This window comes from Leisingera sp. M527 (assembly GCF_025141525.1).
Classification (GTDB): Bacteria; Pseudomonadota; Alphaproteobacteria; order Rhodobacterales; family Rhodobacteraceae; genus Leisingera.
The window spans coordinates 3457848-3472846 of sequence record NZ_CP081037.1 but is presented as its reverse complement, the minus strand read 5'-3'; the positions used below and the strand labels follow the sequence as shown (position 1 = coordinate 3472846).

The 14999-nt window shown below is 63.2% G+C and carries 12 protein-coding genes; 6 read left to right on the top strand and 6 right to left on the bottom strand.

Going from position 1 to position 14999, the window contains the following annotated elements; genetic code table 11:
• Nucleotides 1–35: 35 nt before the first annotated feature.
• Together K3555_RS17190 and K3555_RS17185 are read right to left on the bottom strand one after the other, a co-directional pair.
• Nucleotides 36–1082, bottom strand: a complete 1047-nt coding sequence (locus K3555_RS17190; protein WP_027257685.1) for a rod shape-determining protein — start codon at nucleotides 1080–1082, stop codon at nucleotides 36–38.
• 219 nt (nucleotides 1083–1301) lie between these two features.
• Nucleotides 1302–2084 carry a hypothetical protein gene (locus K3555_RS17185; RefSeq protein ID WP_259997042.1) on the bottom strand — a complete coding sequence of 261 codons (783 nt, stop codon included), beginning with the start codon at nucleotides 2082–2084 and terminating at the stop codon, nucleotides 1302–1304.
• Between the two features lie 120 nt (nucleotides 2085–2204).
• Between K3555_RS17185 and K3555_RS17180 the strand changes: the two genes are divergently transcribed.
• Nucleotides 2205–2999 (top strand): 23S rRNA (adenine(2030)-N(6))-methyltransferase RlmJ, encoded by a 795-nt coding sequence (locus K3555_RS17180; protein ID WP_260006397.1) that lies wholly within the window; start codon nucleotides 2205–2207, stop codon nucleotides 2997–2999.
• Between the two features lie 99 nt (nucleotides 3000–3098).
• Here the strand turns inward: K3555_RS17180 and K3555_RS17175 are convergent, their stop codons facing one another.
• Nucleotides 3099–4697 (bottom strand): 2-isopropylmalate synthase, encoded by a 1599-nt coding sequence (locus K3555_RS17175; RefSeq protein ID WP_260006396.1) that lies wholly within the window; start codon nucleotides 4695–4697, stop codon nucleotides 3099–3101.
• A 241-nt stretch (nucleotides 4698–4938) separates the two neighbouring features.
• Complete coding sequence (locus K3555_RS17170; protein WP_260006395.1) at nucleotides 4939–6312, bottom strand: PLP-dependent aminotransferase family protein; 1374 nt, start codon at nucleotides 6310–6312, stop codon at nucleotides 4939–4941.
• A gap of 96 nt (nucleotides 6313–6408) precedes the next feature.
• Between K3555_RS17170 and K3555_RS17165 the strand changes: the two genes are divergently transcribed.
• Nucleotides 6409–7074: a pyridoxamine 5'-phosphate oxidase family protein gene (locus K3555_RS17165; protein WP_260006394.1), complete on the top strand. Its 666-nt coding sequence runs from the start codon at nucleotides 6409–6411 to the stop codon at nucleotides 7072–7074.
• Nucleotides 7075–7133: 59 nt separating this feature from the next.
• Here the strand turns inward: K3555_RS17165 and K3555_RS17160 are convergent, their stop codons facing one another.
• Entirely contained in the window at nucleotides 7134–8555 is a 1422-nt protein-coding gene (locus K3555_RS17160) for an MORN repeat-containing protein (protein WP_260006393.1), read from the bottom strand.
• A 170-nt stretch (nucleotides 8556–8725) separates the two neighbouring features.
• Here K3555_RS17160 and K3555_RS17155 point away from each other — a divergent pair, with 170 nt between their 5' ends.
• Both K3555_RS17155 and K3555_RS17150 read left to right on the top strand, forming a co-directional pair.
• A complete protein-coding gene (locus tag K3555_RS17155) occupies nucleotides 8726–10384 on the top strand; it encodes an NAD+ synthase (RefSeq protein WP_260006392.1) in 1659 nt (552 codons plus the stop codon).
• Nucleotides 10385–10564: 180 nt separating this feature from the next.
• Nucleotides 10565–11896 carry an FAD-binding oxidoreductase gene (locus K3555_RS17150; protein ID WP_260006391.1) on the top strand — a complete coding sequence of 444 codons (1332 nt, stop codon included), beginning with the start codon at nucleotides 10565–10567 and terminating at the stop codon, nucleotides 11894–11896.
• Nucleotides 11897–11906: 10 nt separating this feature from the next.
• On the opposite strand, the gene K3555_RS17145 is transcribed toward K3555_RS17150, so the two are convergent.
• Nucleotides 11907–12839 (bottom strand): MBL fold metallo-hydrolase, encoded by a 933-nt coding sequence (locus K3555_RS17145; protein WP_260006390.1) that lies wholly within the window; start codon nucleotides 12837–12839, stop codon nucleotides 11907–11909.
• Between the two features lie 109 nt (nucleotides 12840–12948).
• On the opposite strand from K3555_RS17145, the gene K3555_RS17140 reads away from it, so the two are divergent.
• Nucleotides 12949–13377, top strand: coding sequence for a DUF1801 domain-containing protein (locus K3555_RS17140; RefSeq protein WP_260006389.1), 429 nt, complete (start codon nucleotides 12949–12951; stop codon nucleotides 13375–13377).
• Nucleotides 13378–13500: 123 nt separating this feature from the next.
• A complete protein-coding gene (gene gltX / locus K3555_RS17135) occupies nucleotides 13501–14826 on the top strand; it encodes a glutamate--tRNA ligase (RefSeq protein WP_260006388.1) in 1326 nt (441 codons plus the stop codon).
• The last annotated feature ends 173 nt before the right edge of the window (nucleotides 14827–14999 follow it).

Sequence of the window (14999 nt, the reverse complement as noted above, 5' to 3'; positions counted from 1 at the left end):
TTGTCAGCTGGCGCCATACAGGCGGTCAGGGGCGTTTAGCTGTCGTAGTCGATGGCGTGGGCCAGCTGCTTTTCGTATTCCAGCGCCTTGCCGGTCCCCAGCGCCACGCAGTTGAGGCTTTCGTCGGCGATGGATACGGCCAGGCCGGTCTGTTCGCGCAATGCCAGATCCAGATCACCCAGCAGCGCGCCGCCGCCTGTCAGCATCACGCCGCGGTCGACGATGTCGGCGGCCAGATCCGGCGGGGTGGTTTCCAGCGCGGTCATCACCGCCTCGCAGATCTGCTGCACCGGTTCGGCCAGCGCCTCGGCCACTTGGGCCTGGGAAATCTCGATTTCCTTCGGCACGCCGTTCAGCAGGTCGCGGCCGCGGATCTGCATCGACTGGCCGCGGCCGTCGTCGGGCATCCGGGCGGTACCGATGGAAGTCTTGATGCGTTCCGCAGTGGCTTCACCGACCAGCAGGTTCTGCTGGCGGCGCAGGTAGCTGATGATCGCCTCGTCCATACGGTCGCCGCCGACGCGGACGGAACGTGCATAGACGATATCACCCAATGACAGAACCGCCACCTCGGTGGTGCCGCCGCCGATATCGACAACCATGTTGCCGGTCGGATCGGTGATCGGCATGCCTGCACCGATGGCTGCGGCAATCGGTTCGGCAATCAGCCCGGCGCGGCGCGCGCCTGCGGACAGCACCGATTGGCGGATCGCGCGTTTTTCAACCGGGGTGGCACCATGCGGCACGCAGACGATGATTTTCGGCTTGGAGAAAGTCGACCGCTTATGCACCTTGCGGATGAAATGCTTGATCATTTCTTCGGCGGTGTCGAAATCGGCAATCACGCCTTCGCGCATCGGCCGGATCGCCTCGATCGAGCCGGGGGTGCGGCCCAGCATCAGCTTAGCGTCTTCGCCCACCGCCAGCACCTTCTTGACGCCATCCTTGACGTGATAGGCCACTACCGACGGTTCGGAAAGAATGACACCGCGGCCCTTGACGTAAACCAGCGTGTTCGCAGTGCCGAGGTCGATGGCCATGTCCGAGGAGAACAGGCCGCCCAAGTTTCCGAAAAGCGCCATATAGAAGGGATCCTGTGAGTGCTGCCATTGTACCTTAGGCGACTCCCGGAGGAGCCGCCAGCACCAACCTTATAAGCGCCAGTGCGATGCCGCGAAAGGGCGTATTATGGTGAAACAGCGCCTTTCCGCCAAGTCCACGGCGTCATAACAGGCCCCGTCCAAGCGGTCAGGCCAGAACGGGCGCAGAACCCCGCCTGAACCGGCAGCAGCGGGATCAGCTCAGCTGGAGAAGATCCGCTTCATTTCAGCGTCAAAATGCGACCAGGTCAGGCTGGCGCTGTTGCCGGCATAACCCTCATAATAGGATTTGCCGCTGGAGGTCGGCAGCCCGGCCCAGATCTTGGCCAGGTTCAGCATGAAGGTCTTGCGCGGCATCTCTGCCTGCAGGAAAGCGCTGTAGCCGGCTTCTTCGATCAGCTGATGCGCCAGCTGATCCTGCAGCTCGGGCGAGAAGCGGGCCTGCGGTTTCACGCCCTGATGCTTGACCAGCCGCCGGAATGTTGCGGGGATCAGCTGGTAGCGCCCGATGGCATGGGGCTGTCCCGGCGTTGCTTTGATCCAGGCGTTGATCTCGGCAACAGTCATCTGCGTGGGTTTCTTCGGCGGCTTGCGTTTGGCGCCGTGCTGCACGGCATCATAATTTGCCTTGCCTGCCTCGGCACTGGCGATCAGCGACAGCAGGCGGCTTACGCTTGGCGGCGCGCTGAGGAGCGGGGCGAACAGGCTGCCGCCGCTGCGGCCGCGGAACAGGCTGGCGGCACCGGGATCAAGCGAGACCGCGCCGCGCCCGGGATCTGCACCAGGCAGAGTGTCGGGTAAAATGCTGGCCAGCGCCTGAGGCGCCGGACCCGGCGCTGCGCCGGGCTGCGGGGCAGAGGCTTTGTGCAGGAAAAACTGGTTGCCAACCAGCGAATACCCCTGCGCGCTTACTGCCGCCGCGGCGCACAGCATCATAGCCAGAATTGTAAGGAAGAGGGCAACGGCGCTCGTTCTGAGGGGCATAGGGACCTGCATTCTGCGGTATCTCGACTGACTGCAGTCTGCCCCATCGGGGTTGAGATTCCGTTTATCCTGCGTCCGCTGCCCCTTCCGCCCTGCGGTAATTGCCGCTAGAGGGGGCCTATGCTCTCTTATCAGCACATATACCATGCCGGGAACCTGGCCGATGTCCAAAAGCACGCATTGCTTGCCTGGATGCTGGCCTACCTCACCCGCAAGGACAAACCGCTCAGCTATATTGAGACACATGCGGGCCGGGGCCTCTATCAGCTGGACGCGGCTGAGGCGGTCAAGACCGGCGAGGCGGAGCAGGGCATCACCCGTATTCTGGCGGACCAGGGCCTGGCAGCGGATCACCCGCTGCACCATGCTCTGACGGAAACCCGCAATCGGCATGGCGGGACTGCCTATCCCGGGTCGCCGCTGGTTGCGGCCTCTTTGCTGCGCCCGGGCGACGCGATGCATTTTGCAGAACTGCACCCGCAGGAACATGCCGCCCTGCGCGCCGCGCTGAGACCCTGGAAAGCCAAGGTGCATCAGCAGGACGGGTTTGAGCTGGCCATGTCACTGGCGCCGCCAACACCCCGCCGCGGCCTCATGCTGATCGACCCGAGTTACGAGATCAAAACCGATTACGCCCGCATCCCCGGCATCATCGGCCAGCTGCACAAAAAGTGGAATGTGGGGATCATCGCCTTGTGGTATCCGGTCCTCAAGGATGGCCCGCACAAGCAGATGCTCAATGCGCTGGAGGCACAGGCTCTGCCTGGCGCATTGCGGCATGAAGTGGCTTTCCCACCGGTCCGGGACGGGCACCGGATGATCGGCAGCGGCATGTTTGTGGTCAACGCCCCCTTTGGGATCGAAGACGAAACCGCCCGGCTGTTGGCGCTGTTCAAGGGCGTTTCCCGCAAGTAACCGCGTACCGGCTGCCCCGTTCTGCCAGAGATTTCGCATTGAACAAGAAAGGGCGCCGCAGCGGGCGCCCTCTGTTTGTCCTGTCTGTCCAGCCTTGGATCAAGCCAGATCTTTGTAGGAAATCTCGCGGGCGTCAGCGCCTTCGCCAACCCGGCCGCGGCGCACGATCAGGCGGTTCAGCGCGTTCACATAGGCCTTGGCAGACGCCACCACCGTATCTGTATTGGCGCTTTCGCCGGTGGCGATGATACCGTCTTCCTCCAGCCGCACTGACACAGTTGCCTGCGCATCGGTGCCTTCGGTCACCGCATGCACCTGATACAGCTGCAGACGGGCAGAGTTCGGGTGGATCATGCGGATCGCCTTGAAGGTCGCATCAACCGGGCCGTCGCCCTCAGCCGTCTCGGTGACGTCCTTGCCGTCGATCTCCATCTCAAGGGTGGCTTCCGCCGGGCCGCCGGTGCCGCAGACGACCTTCATCGAGACCACTTTCAGGTAGTCATTCTCGGCGTCCACACCAGTGCGCATCAGCGCTATGAGGTCGTCATCAAACACTTCCTTTTTGCGGTCGGCCAGTTCCTTGAAGCGGACGAAGACATCCTTCAGCTGGTTGTCACCAACTTCATAGCCAAGGTGCTCCAGCTTATCACGCAGCGCGGCGCGGCCCGAGTGTTTGCCAAGCGGCAGCGAGGTGCCGGAGAGGCCCACATCCTCGGGCCGCATAATTTCAAAGTTTTCGCGGTTCTTCAGCATCCCGTCCTGGTGGATGCCGGACTCATGCGCAAAGGCGTTCTTGCCGACAATCGCCTTGTTCGGCTGCACCACAAAGCCGGACACTGTCGAGACCCGGCGCGAGATATGCATGATCTTGGTGGTGTCGATGCCGGTGTGCCAAGGCATGATGTCATTGCGCGTTTTCAGGGCCATCACCACCTCTTCCAGGGCGGTGTTGCCGGCCCGTTCGCCAAGGCCGTTGATGGTGCATTCGATCTGGCGCGCACCGCCCGCAACTGCGGCCAGCGCATTGGCAGTCGCCATGCCAAGGTCGTTGTGGCAATGGGTGGCAAAGACCACCTCATCCGCACCCGGCACGGTCTCGATCAGGCGCTTGATCAGATCGGCGCTTTCCGCAGGCGCGGTATAGCCTACAGTGTCGGGGATGTTGATGGTGGTCGCACCCGCCTTGATCGCGATTTCGATCACCCGGCACAGGTAATCCCACTCGGTCCGGGTCGCATCCATCGGCGACCACTGCACGTTGTCCACCAGGTTGCGGGCATGGGTGACCGTTTCGTGGATCTTATCGGCCATCTCGTCCATGGTCAGGTTCGGGATGGCGCGGTGCAGGGCTGAGGTGCCGATAAAGGTATGGATGCGCGGCTGCGCGGCCTTGCGCACGGCCTCGGCGCAGCGGTCGATGTCTTTGAAGCTGGCGCGGGCCAGACCGCAGATCACCGAGTTCTTCGAGCGTTCCGCAATCTCGGAAACCGCGCGGAAGTCGCCCTCGGAGGCAATCGGAAAGCCGGCCTCGATGATGTCGACGCCCATATCGTCCAGAAGCCCGGCAATCTCCAGCTTCTCGTCATGGGTCATGGTGGCGCCGGGGCTTTGCTCGCCGTCGCGCAGGGTTGTGTCGAAAATGACAACACGGGATTTGTCGCCGGAATTTGCGCCGGCAGTCGGGGAATTGTTGGTCATGTCGGTATCTCTTGTCTCTGTCCTAAGCCCTTTGGGGCATCATAAGCCTATCGTGGCGCGCGTGCGGCAATCCTCTGAGCGGGCGCGCCGGAAGGGCACGCTCAGAGGCGGGCTAGGATCAGTAGGGCGCGCAGAGCGGCACCGCGGGACGCGGCGTCGGCAAAGGGGATATCTGCGCAAATGGTCATGCAGGGATTTATACAGAGGCAATGGTAAATGAAAAGCCCATAGGCAGAGAATTTCAGCTTTGCTCTACGATCCGGCGCAGCGTTCCGATTTGGCCGGGCAGCACATCGGCGCAGCTTTGGCAAAATCCGATCAGCAGCCCCTGTGACCGTTTGGCTGGATCATGCGGGGACAAAGGCCGGACGGCGAATCCCGCTTCGGCAGCATCGCGGCAGATCTGCGTGTCGCATCGCTTGCCGGCCAGATGAAAGGCGATCTGCATCCCGGCATTGTGGCGCTGGAAGGAGCCCAAATCCTCTGGCCATGCTGACAGAGCCTCCGCCGCCGCAGAGTAACGTTCGGCATAAAGCCTGCGGGCGCGGCGGATGTGGCGGTCGTACTGCCCTGAGGCCATGAACTCAGCCAGGGGCCGCTGCGCGGTGATCGCGGCGCCTGCACTGGGGTGGATAAACTGGGCGCGGAACTCTGGCACCAGCGCGGGCGGCAGAATCGCATATCCCAGACGCAGTGCGTGGGAGAATGTTTTGGAAAATGTGCCCGCATAGATGCAGCGCCCCTCACGGTCGAGCGCGGCCATGGCGGGAACCGGCTGCCCGGAATAGCGGAACTCACTGTCGAAATCATCTTCGATGATCCAGCCGTCCCGGTCCTTGGCCGCTTGCAGAAAGGCCTGCCGCTGCGGGACGGGGAGGGTGCCGCCGAGCGGGAACTGATGCGACGGGGTCAACAGCGTGACCTTGGCCATCTGCGGCGGCACTGCCGCGCCGCGTTCCCCGGCCCGCAGCCAGCGCACCTCCCAGCCGCGCGACAGGGCAAACCGCTGCGTCGGGGTGAAACCGGGTGCCTCCAGTGCGATGTCCTCGCCGCCAACCAGGAAGTCCATCGTCAGTTCCAGCGCTTCGCGGGCGCCGCTGGTGACCAGAACCTGTTCGGCGCTGCACTCGATCCCCCGCCAGCGGGCTGCATAGGCGGCGATCTCGCGGCGCAGCTCAGGATCGCCAAAGGCATCTTCCTGGTGGCTGAGGCTTAGCGGATCCATCCTTGCCACACGTGAAACACAGCGCGCCCAGGGCCGCGCCGGAAACACCGCCGGATCCGGCGCGCCGGGCAGCAGCATCCCCGGAGCTGGCGCTGTCATTGCGGGAAGGGACCGGGAGGGGGCCGCCGGCGGGCGGATCGGGGCGACATCGCAAACAAAGATCCCCGCGCCGCGCCGGGGTTCGGCGAAACCTTCGGCCACCAATTGATCATAGGCCGTCACCACAGTGGAGCGTGCCACCCCCAGATCCTGCGCCAGCGCCCGCGATGACGGCAGCCGGGTGCCGATCGCCAGGCTGCCTTCACTAATCCGCCCGCGCAGTGCCGTGACGATCTGCTGATACAGCGGTTCAGCCTTTGTACCGGAGAGCATACCGGACAGATCAATCATAGTGGACTGCTCGTTTTGCAAGAAACTGGAGCTTAATCATAGGCCAATTTGCGCATAGCTGTCGTGAAAAGACAATCAGGAACAAGAGATCAGCCGATGTGCCAGTCCGAAGTGGAAACCGCCTTGAAATCCGAACGCAGCCGCCTGCGCCGCGCGCATGAACGCGGGTTATACGACCGCGAAGCCGTGTATCAGGTGCTGGATGCCATGCCGCTTGGCCATATCGGCTATCAAATCAATGGCAGCACGTCGGTACTGCCGACGCTGCAATGGCGCGAGGGCGATCACGTCTATTGGCACGGCTCTGCCGCCAGCCGGGCAATCCGCGCGATGGAAGGGGCCGAGGTCTGCCTGACTGTTACCTGCATGGATGGCTACGTGCTGGCGCGTTCGGCCTTTCACCATTCGGTCAATTTCCGCTCTGCCATGCTGTTCGGGGTGGCTGAGAAGGTGGCGGATGAAGACGCTAAGGCGGCCAGCCTGAAAACGATGGTGGACCACATCTTTCCCGGCCGCTGGGACGCGCTGCGCCCGATGACCGGGCAGGAGCTGAAAGCAACAGCCCTGCTGCGCATGCCGATCAAGGAAGGCGCCGCCAAGATCCGCTCTGGCCCGCCCAAGGACGACGAGGAGGATTACGCGCTGCCGATCTGGGCCGGGGTGGTGCCGATGGCACTGGAGCTGAAGCCGCCGCAGCCGGACCCTGCCAATCTGGAAGGCGTGGCAATGCCCGATCACCTGAGCCGCATCCGTATCGGCTGAAATGGCAAAGGCGCGCCACTCCGGCGCGCCTGAATTCCGATCTGGAAATCCCGCCTGGCTTACTCGGTCTGCGCGGCGTCCCCGGCCTCGCGGCTCATCAGCGCGCCGTTTTCCCAGGTGCCGTCCGCCTGCTGGCCGCTGGCGTATTTCATCGTGCCCGGCCCCTGCCGCTTGCCGTTGACAAAACTGCCCTCATAGACGTCGCCATTGGCATAGGTCGCGACACCGTCGCCAAAGATCTTACCCTCTTGCCAGCTGCCCTCGTAGATGAAGCCGTCGGGCATTTCGATCTTGCCCTGGCCGTGCCGCTGGCTGTCCGCAAACGCACCGGTATAGACCGAGCCGTCGGCATAGGTCACCTTGGCGTCGCCATGGCGCTGCCCGTTCTGCCAGCCGCCCTCGTACCGGTAACCGTCGGCATAGGTCATGACACCCTGGCCGTGGTTCTTGGCATTCTGGAAGTCCCCGGTATAGGTGATGCCGTTGGGGTAGGTCGCGGTGCCTTTGCCCTCGATCACGCCAGCCATCCAAGCGCCTTGGTAGGTGGAGCCGTCGGGATAGGTGATCTTGCCCTGACCCTCAGCCAGGTCGTCCCGGAAGTCCCCCTCATAAACCGATCCGTCCGGATAGACCGCTTTGCCTTTGCCTTCGATCTGTCCCTTCACCCATTCGCCGGTATAGGTGTAGCCGTCTTTTTCGGTGAAAGTGCCCATGCCGTGGCGCTGATCGTCCAGAAAGTCACCGGCGTAGACGTCGCCGTTGGCATAGGTCTGCTTGCCGGTGCCATGGCGGCGGCCGTTTTGCAGCTCGCCTTCGTAGATATCGCCGTTGGGCTGCATCAGGCGGCCGGTGCCATGCATTTGGCTTGCGGCCCATTCGCCCTCGTAGACCAGCCCGTCCGAGGTCTCCAGCTTGCCTTGGCCCTGCAACTGGCCGTCAGCCACAGCGCCCGCGTAAACAGTGCCCTCGCCGTAGGTGATCCTGGCCTGGCCTTGCTGGCGGCCCGCAACCCAATCGCCGTCATAGGAATAGCCGTCGGGAGAGGACATTGCGCCCTTGCCGTGCCGCTTACCATCGGCAAAGCTGCCGTGATACCGCACGCCGCTGGCATAGACCGAGGTGCCGTCGCCATGGATTTGCCCATCCTGCCAGCCGCCCTCATAGGTGCTGCCGTCGGCGCGGGTCAGTTTGCCCAGCCCGTGCGGCTTGCCTTGCGCAAACCCGCCCTCATAGACCGAGCCGTCCGGAAAGCGTGCCACGCCTTGGCCGCGCACTTCACCATCGACCCATTCACCGGTGTATTCATAGCCGCTTGGCAGCTTGTAAGTGCCGGTGCCATGCTGCAGCCCGCCCCTAAAGGTGCCTTGGTAGACACCGCCGATTTCGTCCTGGGTGGTTATGACGTCACTCTCCTGGGCCAGCGCCGGTGCGGCCAGTGCCAGAAGTGCGGAAAGCGTGAATGCGGTGCCGAAACGGGTCATTGAAACCTCTGCCTGCCCAGGAATTACGGTGCTGCTGCCATATTGGGTTGCTCGCCCGGAAACTAAGCTACCGCAGGCGGGGCCGCAATGTCTTTTACCCTGCGGTCTTTTCCTTGGCGGTCAATCTGGTAAATGGCTGGGGGAGGACATTTACAAAGGGCCAAAGCAGCATGGCAGACCGTTTCCGCGTGACACTGGCGCAGCTGAACCCCACGGTGGGCGACCTGAAAGGCAATGCCGCCAAGGCCAAAGCCGCCTGGGAGGAGGGCCGCACCGCCGGCGCCGATCTGGTGGCGCTGCCGGAAATGTTCATCACCGGCTACAACACCCAGGATCTGGTGATGAAACCGGCCTTTCACACCGCGGCCATTGCCGAGGTTGAAAAGCTGGCGGCAGACTGTGCCGATGGTCCGGCGCTGGCAATTGGCGGCCCCTGGATCGAGGGCGGGCGGCTGTACAACGCTTACCTGATCCTCAAGGGCGGCAAGATCGCGTCGCGCAGCCTCAAGCATCACCTGCCCAATGAAACCGTGTTCGACGAGGTGCGGATTTTTGATGCCGGCCCCTTGGGCGGCCCCTATGCGGTCGGCAACACCCGTATCGGCTCCCCCATCTGCGAGGATGGCTGGCACGAGGATGTCGCGGAAACCCTGGCCGAAACCGGTGCCGAGTTTCTGCTGATCCCCAACGGCTCGCCCTATTTCCGCGACAAGATGGAGGTGCGCTTTAACCACATGGTGGCGCGCGCGGTCGAAACCCACCTGCCGGTGATCTACCTCAACATGGTCGGCGGCCAGGACGATCAGGTGTTTGACGGCGGCTCATTTGTGCTGAACCCGGGCGGCGCCCTGGCGCTGCAGATGCCGGTGTTTGACGAGGCTTATGCCCATCTTGATCTGGAGCGCACCGAAGACGGCTGGCGCGCGGTGGAGGGCGATAAGGCGCATCTGCCGGACGCCTGGGAACAGGATTACCGGGTGATGGTCGAGTCTTTGCGCGACTACATGGGCAAGACCGGCTTCAAGAAGGTGCTGCTGGGGCTGTCCGGCGGTGTCGACTCGGCGATTGTCGCGGCAATTGCGGTGGATGCACTGGGTGCTGAGAATGTTCGCTGCGTGATGCTGCCTTCGGAATACACCAGCCGGGAATCGCTGGAGGATGCCGAAGCTGTCGCAAAGGCGCTGGGCGTGCACTACGACTACGTGCCGATCTCTGAGGGCCGTGCCGCCATCACCAACACTTTGGCGCCGCTTTTCGCAGGCCTGGAGCCGGGCCTGACCGAAGAAAACATCCAGTCCCGCCTGCGCGGACTGCTGCTGATGGCGATGTCCAACAAGTTTGGCGAGATGCTGCTGACCACCGGCAATAAATCCGAAGTCGCGGTGGGCTATGCCACCATCTACGGCGACATGAACGGCGGCTATAATCCGATCAAGGACATGTACAAGACACGGGTGTTTGAGACCTGCCGCTGGCGCAACGCCAATCACCGTCCCTGGATGAAGGGGCCGGAAGGCGAAGTGATCCGCCCCAATGTGATCGACAAGCCGCCCAGTGCCGAGCTGCGCGAGGATCAGAAGGACAGCGACAGCCTGCCGGACTACCCGGAGCTGGACGCGATCCTGGATATTCTGGTCGATCAGGATGGTTCAATCGCAGATTGTGTTGCCGCCGGTTTCGACCGGGATGTCGCTAAACGGGTCGAGCATCTGGTTTACATCAGCGAATACAAACGCTTCCAGTCCGCGCCCGGCGCCCGCCTGACCCCAAGCGCGTTCTGGCTGGACCGGCGCTATCCGATCGTCAACCGCTGGCGCGACCCGTCCTGAGGGTCGCGGTAACCTGCTGAATGCGCAAATTTGTTTTACGCATTCAGGCTGCGGGCTCCGCTGGCGGTGATCGCAGCAATTTCTTGATATGCGGCCTAAAAATCACAATGCCAGAAAGCGCCGCAGGGCGCGTCGCCTGATTACTGGACCGGGGATTTTGCAACGGGCATAGATGCCTGCATGCCTGGACCGAAGCTGCCTCATTTCCAATCCGACTTGGCCTTGCCCAAGGCCGTTGACGCTGTAGTGATCGGCGGCGGAATCATTGGTGCAACCACGGCGTTGGAACTGGCCGAACGCGGACATTCCGTGCTGCTTTGTGAAAAGGGCCAGATAGCCGGCGAGCAAAGTTCGCGCAACTGGGGGTGGGTGCGGATGTCCTGCCGCGACCCGCGGGAAATTCCGCTGATGGCCGAGGCGCTCAGGCTCTGGGAAGGGCTGGCCGAACGCACCGGCAAGGAAACCGGCTTTACCCGGTCCGGCATCCTCTACACTGCGGAAACCGGCAAGCGCGAGGCACAGCTGGAGCGCTGGCTGAGCAATCTTGACAGCTGGGGGCAGAACGCCCGTATGATCCGCAGTGACCAGATCGAGCAGCTGATGCCGGGCCATCAGACCAAGACCCGCAGCGGGCTGCTGACGCCGATGGACGGGCGGGCGGAGCCGCAATTGGCCACCCATGCCATCGCCACCGCAGCGCAGGCGGCAGGTGCCAAGATTATGACCGAATGCGCGGTGCGCAGCGTTGAAACCGCTGCAGGCCGCATCAGCGGCGTGATGACCGAACGCGGACGCGTTGCCTGTTCCACCGTGGTGGTGGCAGGCGGTGCCTGGTCGCGGCTGTTCCTGGGCAATGCCGGTATCAACCTGCCGCAGCTTAAGGTTCTGAACTCGGTCCTGCGCACTTCGCCGGTGCAGGGCGGGCCGGAAACAGCCATCCGTGCCGCCAACCTTGGCCTGCGCAAGCGCGCGGACGGCGGCTACACCGTGGCCGATGCTCATGAAAACATTGTCGATATCGTGCCCGACAGTTTCCGGCTGGGTTGGAAATTCCTGCCCAGCTACCGCCAGGAATGGCGTGCGCTGCAGTTCCGCCTGTCAGACCGCTGGCGCGAAGAGGCGGCGCAGGCCCGCCACTGGCAGCCGAACCAGACCACCCCGTTTGAACTGTGCCGGGTGCTGGACCCTGCGCCGTCGCAAAAGGCGCTGAAAAGCGGCTGGTCAACGGCGCAAAAGGCATTCCCAGTGCTGCAAGGCGCCGATGTGGTGCAAAGCTGGGGCGGGCTGATCGATGTCACTCCGGATGCGATCCCGGTGATCTCTCAGGCCGACGGTCTGCCGGGGCTGTTCATTGCCACCGGCTTCTCCGGCCATGGTTTCGGCATTGGACCGGCGGCAGGCAAACTGGCCGCTGATCTGGTGACCGGCGACGCCCCCGTGGTGGATCCGCACGTCTTCCGCCTGTCGCGGTTTACGGACGGCAGCAGATACGGGCCGCAAACCGGCTATTGAACCGGGCCGCTCAGCCCATCAGCTGATAACTGACCGGCACATAGCGAAAGCCCTCGCCGCGGGTCTCGACAAAACCGGCGGCGGGGAAGGGCATGTGATATCCGATCATCGGCACCTTGTCGGCAGCCAGCATCCCCAGCACCCGCCGGCGCGACGCACTGGCCGCCTCGGCATCGGCATCAAAGCTGAACGCCCAGTCGGGCCGGGCAAAACTGTAGACATAATGATTGGCCAGATCCGCCGTCAGCAACAGCTGCCGGCCGCCGCTTTCCAGCATGAAACCCATATGCCCCGGCGTGTGGCCAAAGCTTGCCATCGCAGTGATCCCCGGCGCCACGCTGGCGCCATCGTCAATGAATGTGGTTTTCTCTGCCAGCGGCGTCACATTGCTGGCCACCAGATCACCAACCCGGTTGCCCGCCTCCATCTGGGACCAGAAATTATACTCGGCAGATCCCATGATATAGCGGGCATTGGCAAAGGTGGGCGCACCGTCTGTCATCAGCCCGCCAATGTGGTCCGGGTGCATATGGGTGATCACAACCACATTGATCTGGTCCGGGGTGACTCCGGCTGCGGCCAGCGCCTTGGCAATACCGCCTGCGCCAAGCCCGGTATCAAACAGCACCAGCTCTGCCCCGGTATCCACCAGCGAAGGCGTGAAGTAGAATTGCAGTGTTTCGGCTGAGACGAAGTTCTCAGCCGAAACCTCGGCAAACTCCGCATCGCTGGCCGCCGCGCCAAACAGCGGTTTCGGTCCGTCACGCAAGGATGAGGCATCCAGCAGCGTGGTGACCGGCATCTCGCCCAGCTTGAATGTATGGGCAATGGGTGCTTCGGCGCGGCCACCGTGGGCGCCGGCCAGAAGCGGTGTTGCAGCAGTGGCAAGGGGCAGGGCGGCGGCACCGGCCAGGGCCGCACGGCGGGACAGGGAAACAGTCATTAGGGAACCTCCAAGTTACATTGGACTGCCCGCATCCTAGCGCCGCGTCGGCAGAGGGCTGTAAACAATCCCGTGATGCGGGTTAAGATGCAGGCAGGAGGCCCCCGCCATGAGCCAGAACAAAACCGTCCCGACCGGAGCCAGCGTTGCAGATTTCCTTGCCACGGTTGAACCAGAGCGCAAGGCGGTGGAAGCGCAAGAGCTGGATGCCCTGTTCCGCCAATCCACCGGTTTCACGCCGCAGATGTGGGGCCCTTCCATCATCGGTTACGGGCGCTACCACTACCGCTATGCCACAGGACGCGAAGGAGACTTTCTTGCCACCGGTTTCTCTCCCCGCAAGGCGCGCCATTCGATCTACATCATGCCGGGCTATCAGGACTACGGCGCCATCCTTGCACGCCTGGGCAAACACAAGCTGGGCAGAAGCTGCCTTTATGTGAACAAGCTGGCCGATATCGATCTGGAAGTCCTGGCTGAACTGATCCGCACCGGCCTGAAAGACCTCAACGCAATCTGGCCGGTGCAGCCAAGCTGACCCGCGCTTTCCTCTTGCCCCAAATATCCCCGCCGGAGGCACGCGCCGCGAGGCGCGTTAACCCTGCTGAAACTGGACAATCCGCCGCCCATGTGACAAGGCATCGGCAACAGGAGAACCGTGATGACCACCACCCGTTTTGCCCCGTCGCCGACCGGCTATATCCACGTCGGCAACCTGCGCACCGCGCTGATGAACTACCTGATCGCCCGCAAGGCTGGCGGCACTTTCATCCTGCGCATCGACGACACCGACCCTGAGCGGTCCAAGGAAGAATACGTCGATGCCATCAAGCAGGACCTGGAATGGCTGGGCCTGACCTGGGACAAGGTGGAGCGCCAGTCCGAGCGTCTCGACCGCTATGTCGCAGCTGCGGACAAACTGCGCGAGATCGGCCGTTTCTACGAGGCGTTCGAGACTCCGGTCGAGCTGGACCTGAAGCGCAAGAAACAGCTGAACATGGGCAAACCGCCGGTTTATGACCGCGCTGCGCTGGCATTGTCAGAGGACAAAAAAGCGGCCCTGCGCGCCGAGCGTGGCGATGGCGTCTGGCGCTTCAAGCTGGATCACCAGCGCATTGAATGGACCGACGGCATCCTCGGCGATATCTCCATTGACGCGGCTTCGGTCTCGGACCCGGTGCTGATCCGCGGCGACGGTCAGTTCCTCTACACGCTGGCCTCGGTTGTGGACGACACCGAAATGGGCGTGACCAATGTGGTGCGCGGCTCGGACCATGTGACCAACACTGCCACCCAGATCCAGATCATCGAAGCGCTGGGCGGCACCGTACCGTCCTTTGCTCACCATTCGCTGCTGACCGGCCCGCAGGGCGAGGCGCTGTCCAAGCGTCTCGGTACGCTTGCCCTGCGCGACCTGCGCGAAGCGGGCGTGCAGCCGATGGCGCTGCTGTCCTTGATGGCGCGTTTGGGCTCTTCCGACCCGGTGGAGCTGCGTTCGGAATTGGCCGAGCTGATCGATGGCTTCGACATCAACCGCTTTGGGGCAGCCCCCACCAAATTCGATGTCGAGGATCTCTATCCGCTGACCGCCCGCCACCTGCAGTCGCTGCCGCTGGAGGCGGTGCAAAGCCATGTAGACGCACTGGGCGTGCCTGCAGCGAAACAGGCGGCCTTCTGGGATGTGGCCAAGGAAAACATCACCACGCTGAAGGATCTGGCAGGCTGGTGGGAGCTGTGCCGCGATGGTGCCGAGCCGTTAATAGCCGACGAGGACAAGGAGTTCATCGCCGAAGCCATGGAGCTGCTGCCGGAAGGCCCGTATGACAGTGAAAGCTGGAAGACCTGGACCACCGCAGTGAAAGAGGCAACAGGCCGCAAGGGCAAAGGTCTGTTCATGCCGCTGCGCAAGGCGGTCACCGGCATGGAGCGCGGCCCGGACATGTCGGCGCTTCTGGCGCTGATGGAAACGGTCCGCGCCCGCGGCTGATTGAGGTTCGCCGGAACTAAAAAATAGGCGGCGCTTCAAGGTGCCGCCTATTTGCTATCGGGGGCTCCCGCCCGCCGGACCGGCATCAAAGATGCCGTGCCGCCGGTTGGGCCCGGCGCCGCGCGGAGGCGCGGCGCTGCACCGCTCCCCATGGGGAGCGGTGCCATGCCCAA

What these genes read in the sequence shown, in the direction of transcription:
- K3555_RS17185 (WP_259997042.1), bottom strand. Translation starts at nt 2,084, where the DNA reads ATGCCCCTCAGAACGAGCGCCGTTGCCCTCTTCCTTACAATTCTGGCT.
- K3555_RS17175 (WP_260006396.1), bottom strand. Translation starts at nt 4,697, where the DNA reads ATGACCAACAATTCCCCGACTGCCGGCGCAAATTCCGGCGACAAATCC.
- K3555_RS17155 (WP_260006392.1), top strand. Translation starts at nt 8,726, where the DNA reads ATGGCAGACCGTTTCCGCGTGACACTGGCGCAGCTGAACCCCACGGTG.
- K3555_RS17190 (WP_027257685.1), bottom strand. Translation starts at nt 1,082, where the DNA reads ATGGCGCTTTTCGGAAACTTGGGCGGCCTGTTCTCCTCGGACATGGCC.
- K3555_RS17145 (WP_260006390.1), bottom strand. Translation starts at nt 12,839, where the DNA reads ATGACTGTTTCCCTGTCCCGCCGTGCGGCCCTGGCCGGTGCCGCCGCC.
- K3555_RS17160 (WP_260006393.1), bottom strand. Translation starts at nt 8,555, where the DNA reads ATGACCCGTTTCGGCACCGCATTCACGCTTTCCGCACTTCTGGCACTG.
- K3555_RS17150 (WP_260006391.1), top strand. Translation starts at nt 10,565, where the DNA reads ATGCCTGGACCGAAGCTGCCTCATTTCCAATCCGACTTGGCCTTGCCC.
- K3555_RS17170 (WP_260006395.1), bottom strand. Translation starts at nt 6,312, where the DNA reads ATGATTGATCTGTCCGGTATGCTCTCCGGTACAAAGGCTGAACCGCTG.
- gltX (WP_260006388.1), top strand. Translation starts at nt 13,501, where the DNA reads ATGACCACCACCCGTTTTGCCCCGTCGCCGACCGGCTATATCCACGTC.
- K3555_RS17165 (WP_260006394.1), top strand. Translation starts at nt 6,409, where the DNA reads ATGTGCCAGTCCGAAGTGGAAACCGCCTTGAAATCCGAACGCAGCCGC.
- K3555_RS17140 (WP_260006389.1), top strand. Translation starts at nt 12,949, where the DNA reads ATGAGCCAGAACAAAACCGTCCCGACCGGAGCCAGCGTTGCAGATTTC.
- K3555_RS17180 (WP_260006397.1), top strand. Translation starts at nt 2,205, where the DNA reads ATGCTCTCTTATCAGCACATATACCATGCCGGGAACCTGGCCGATGTC.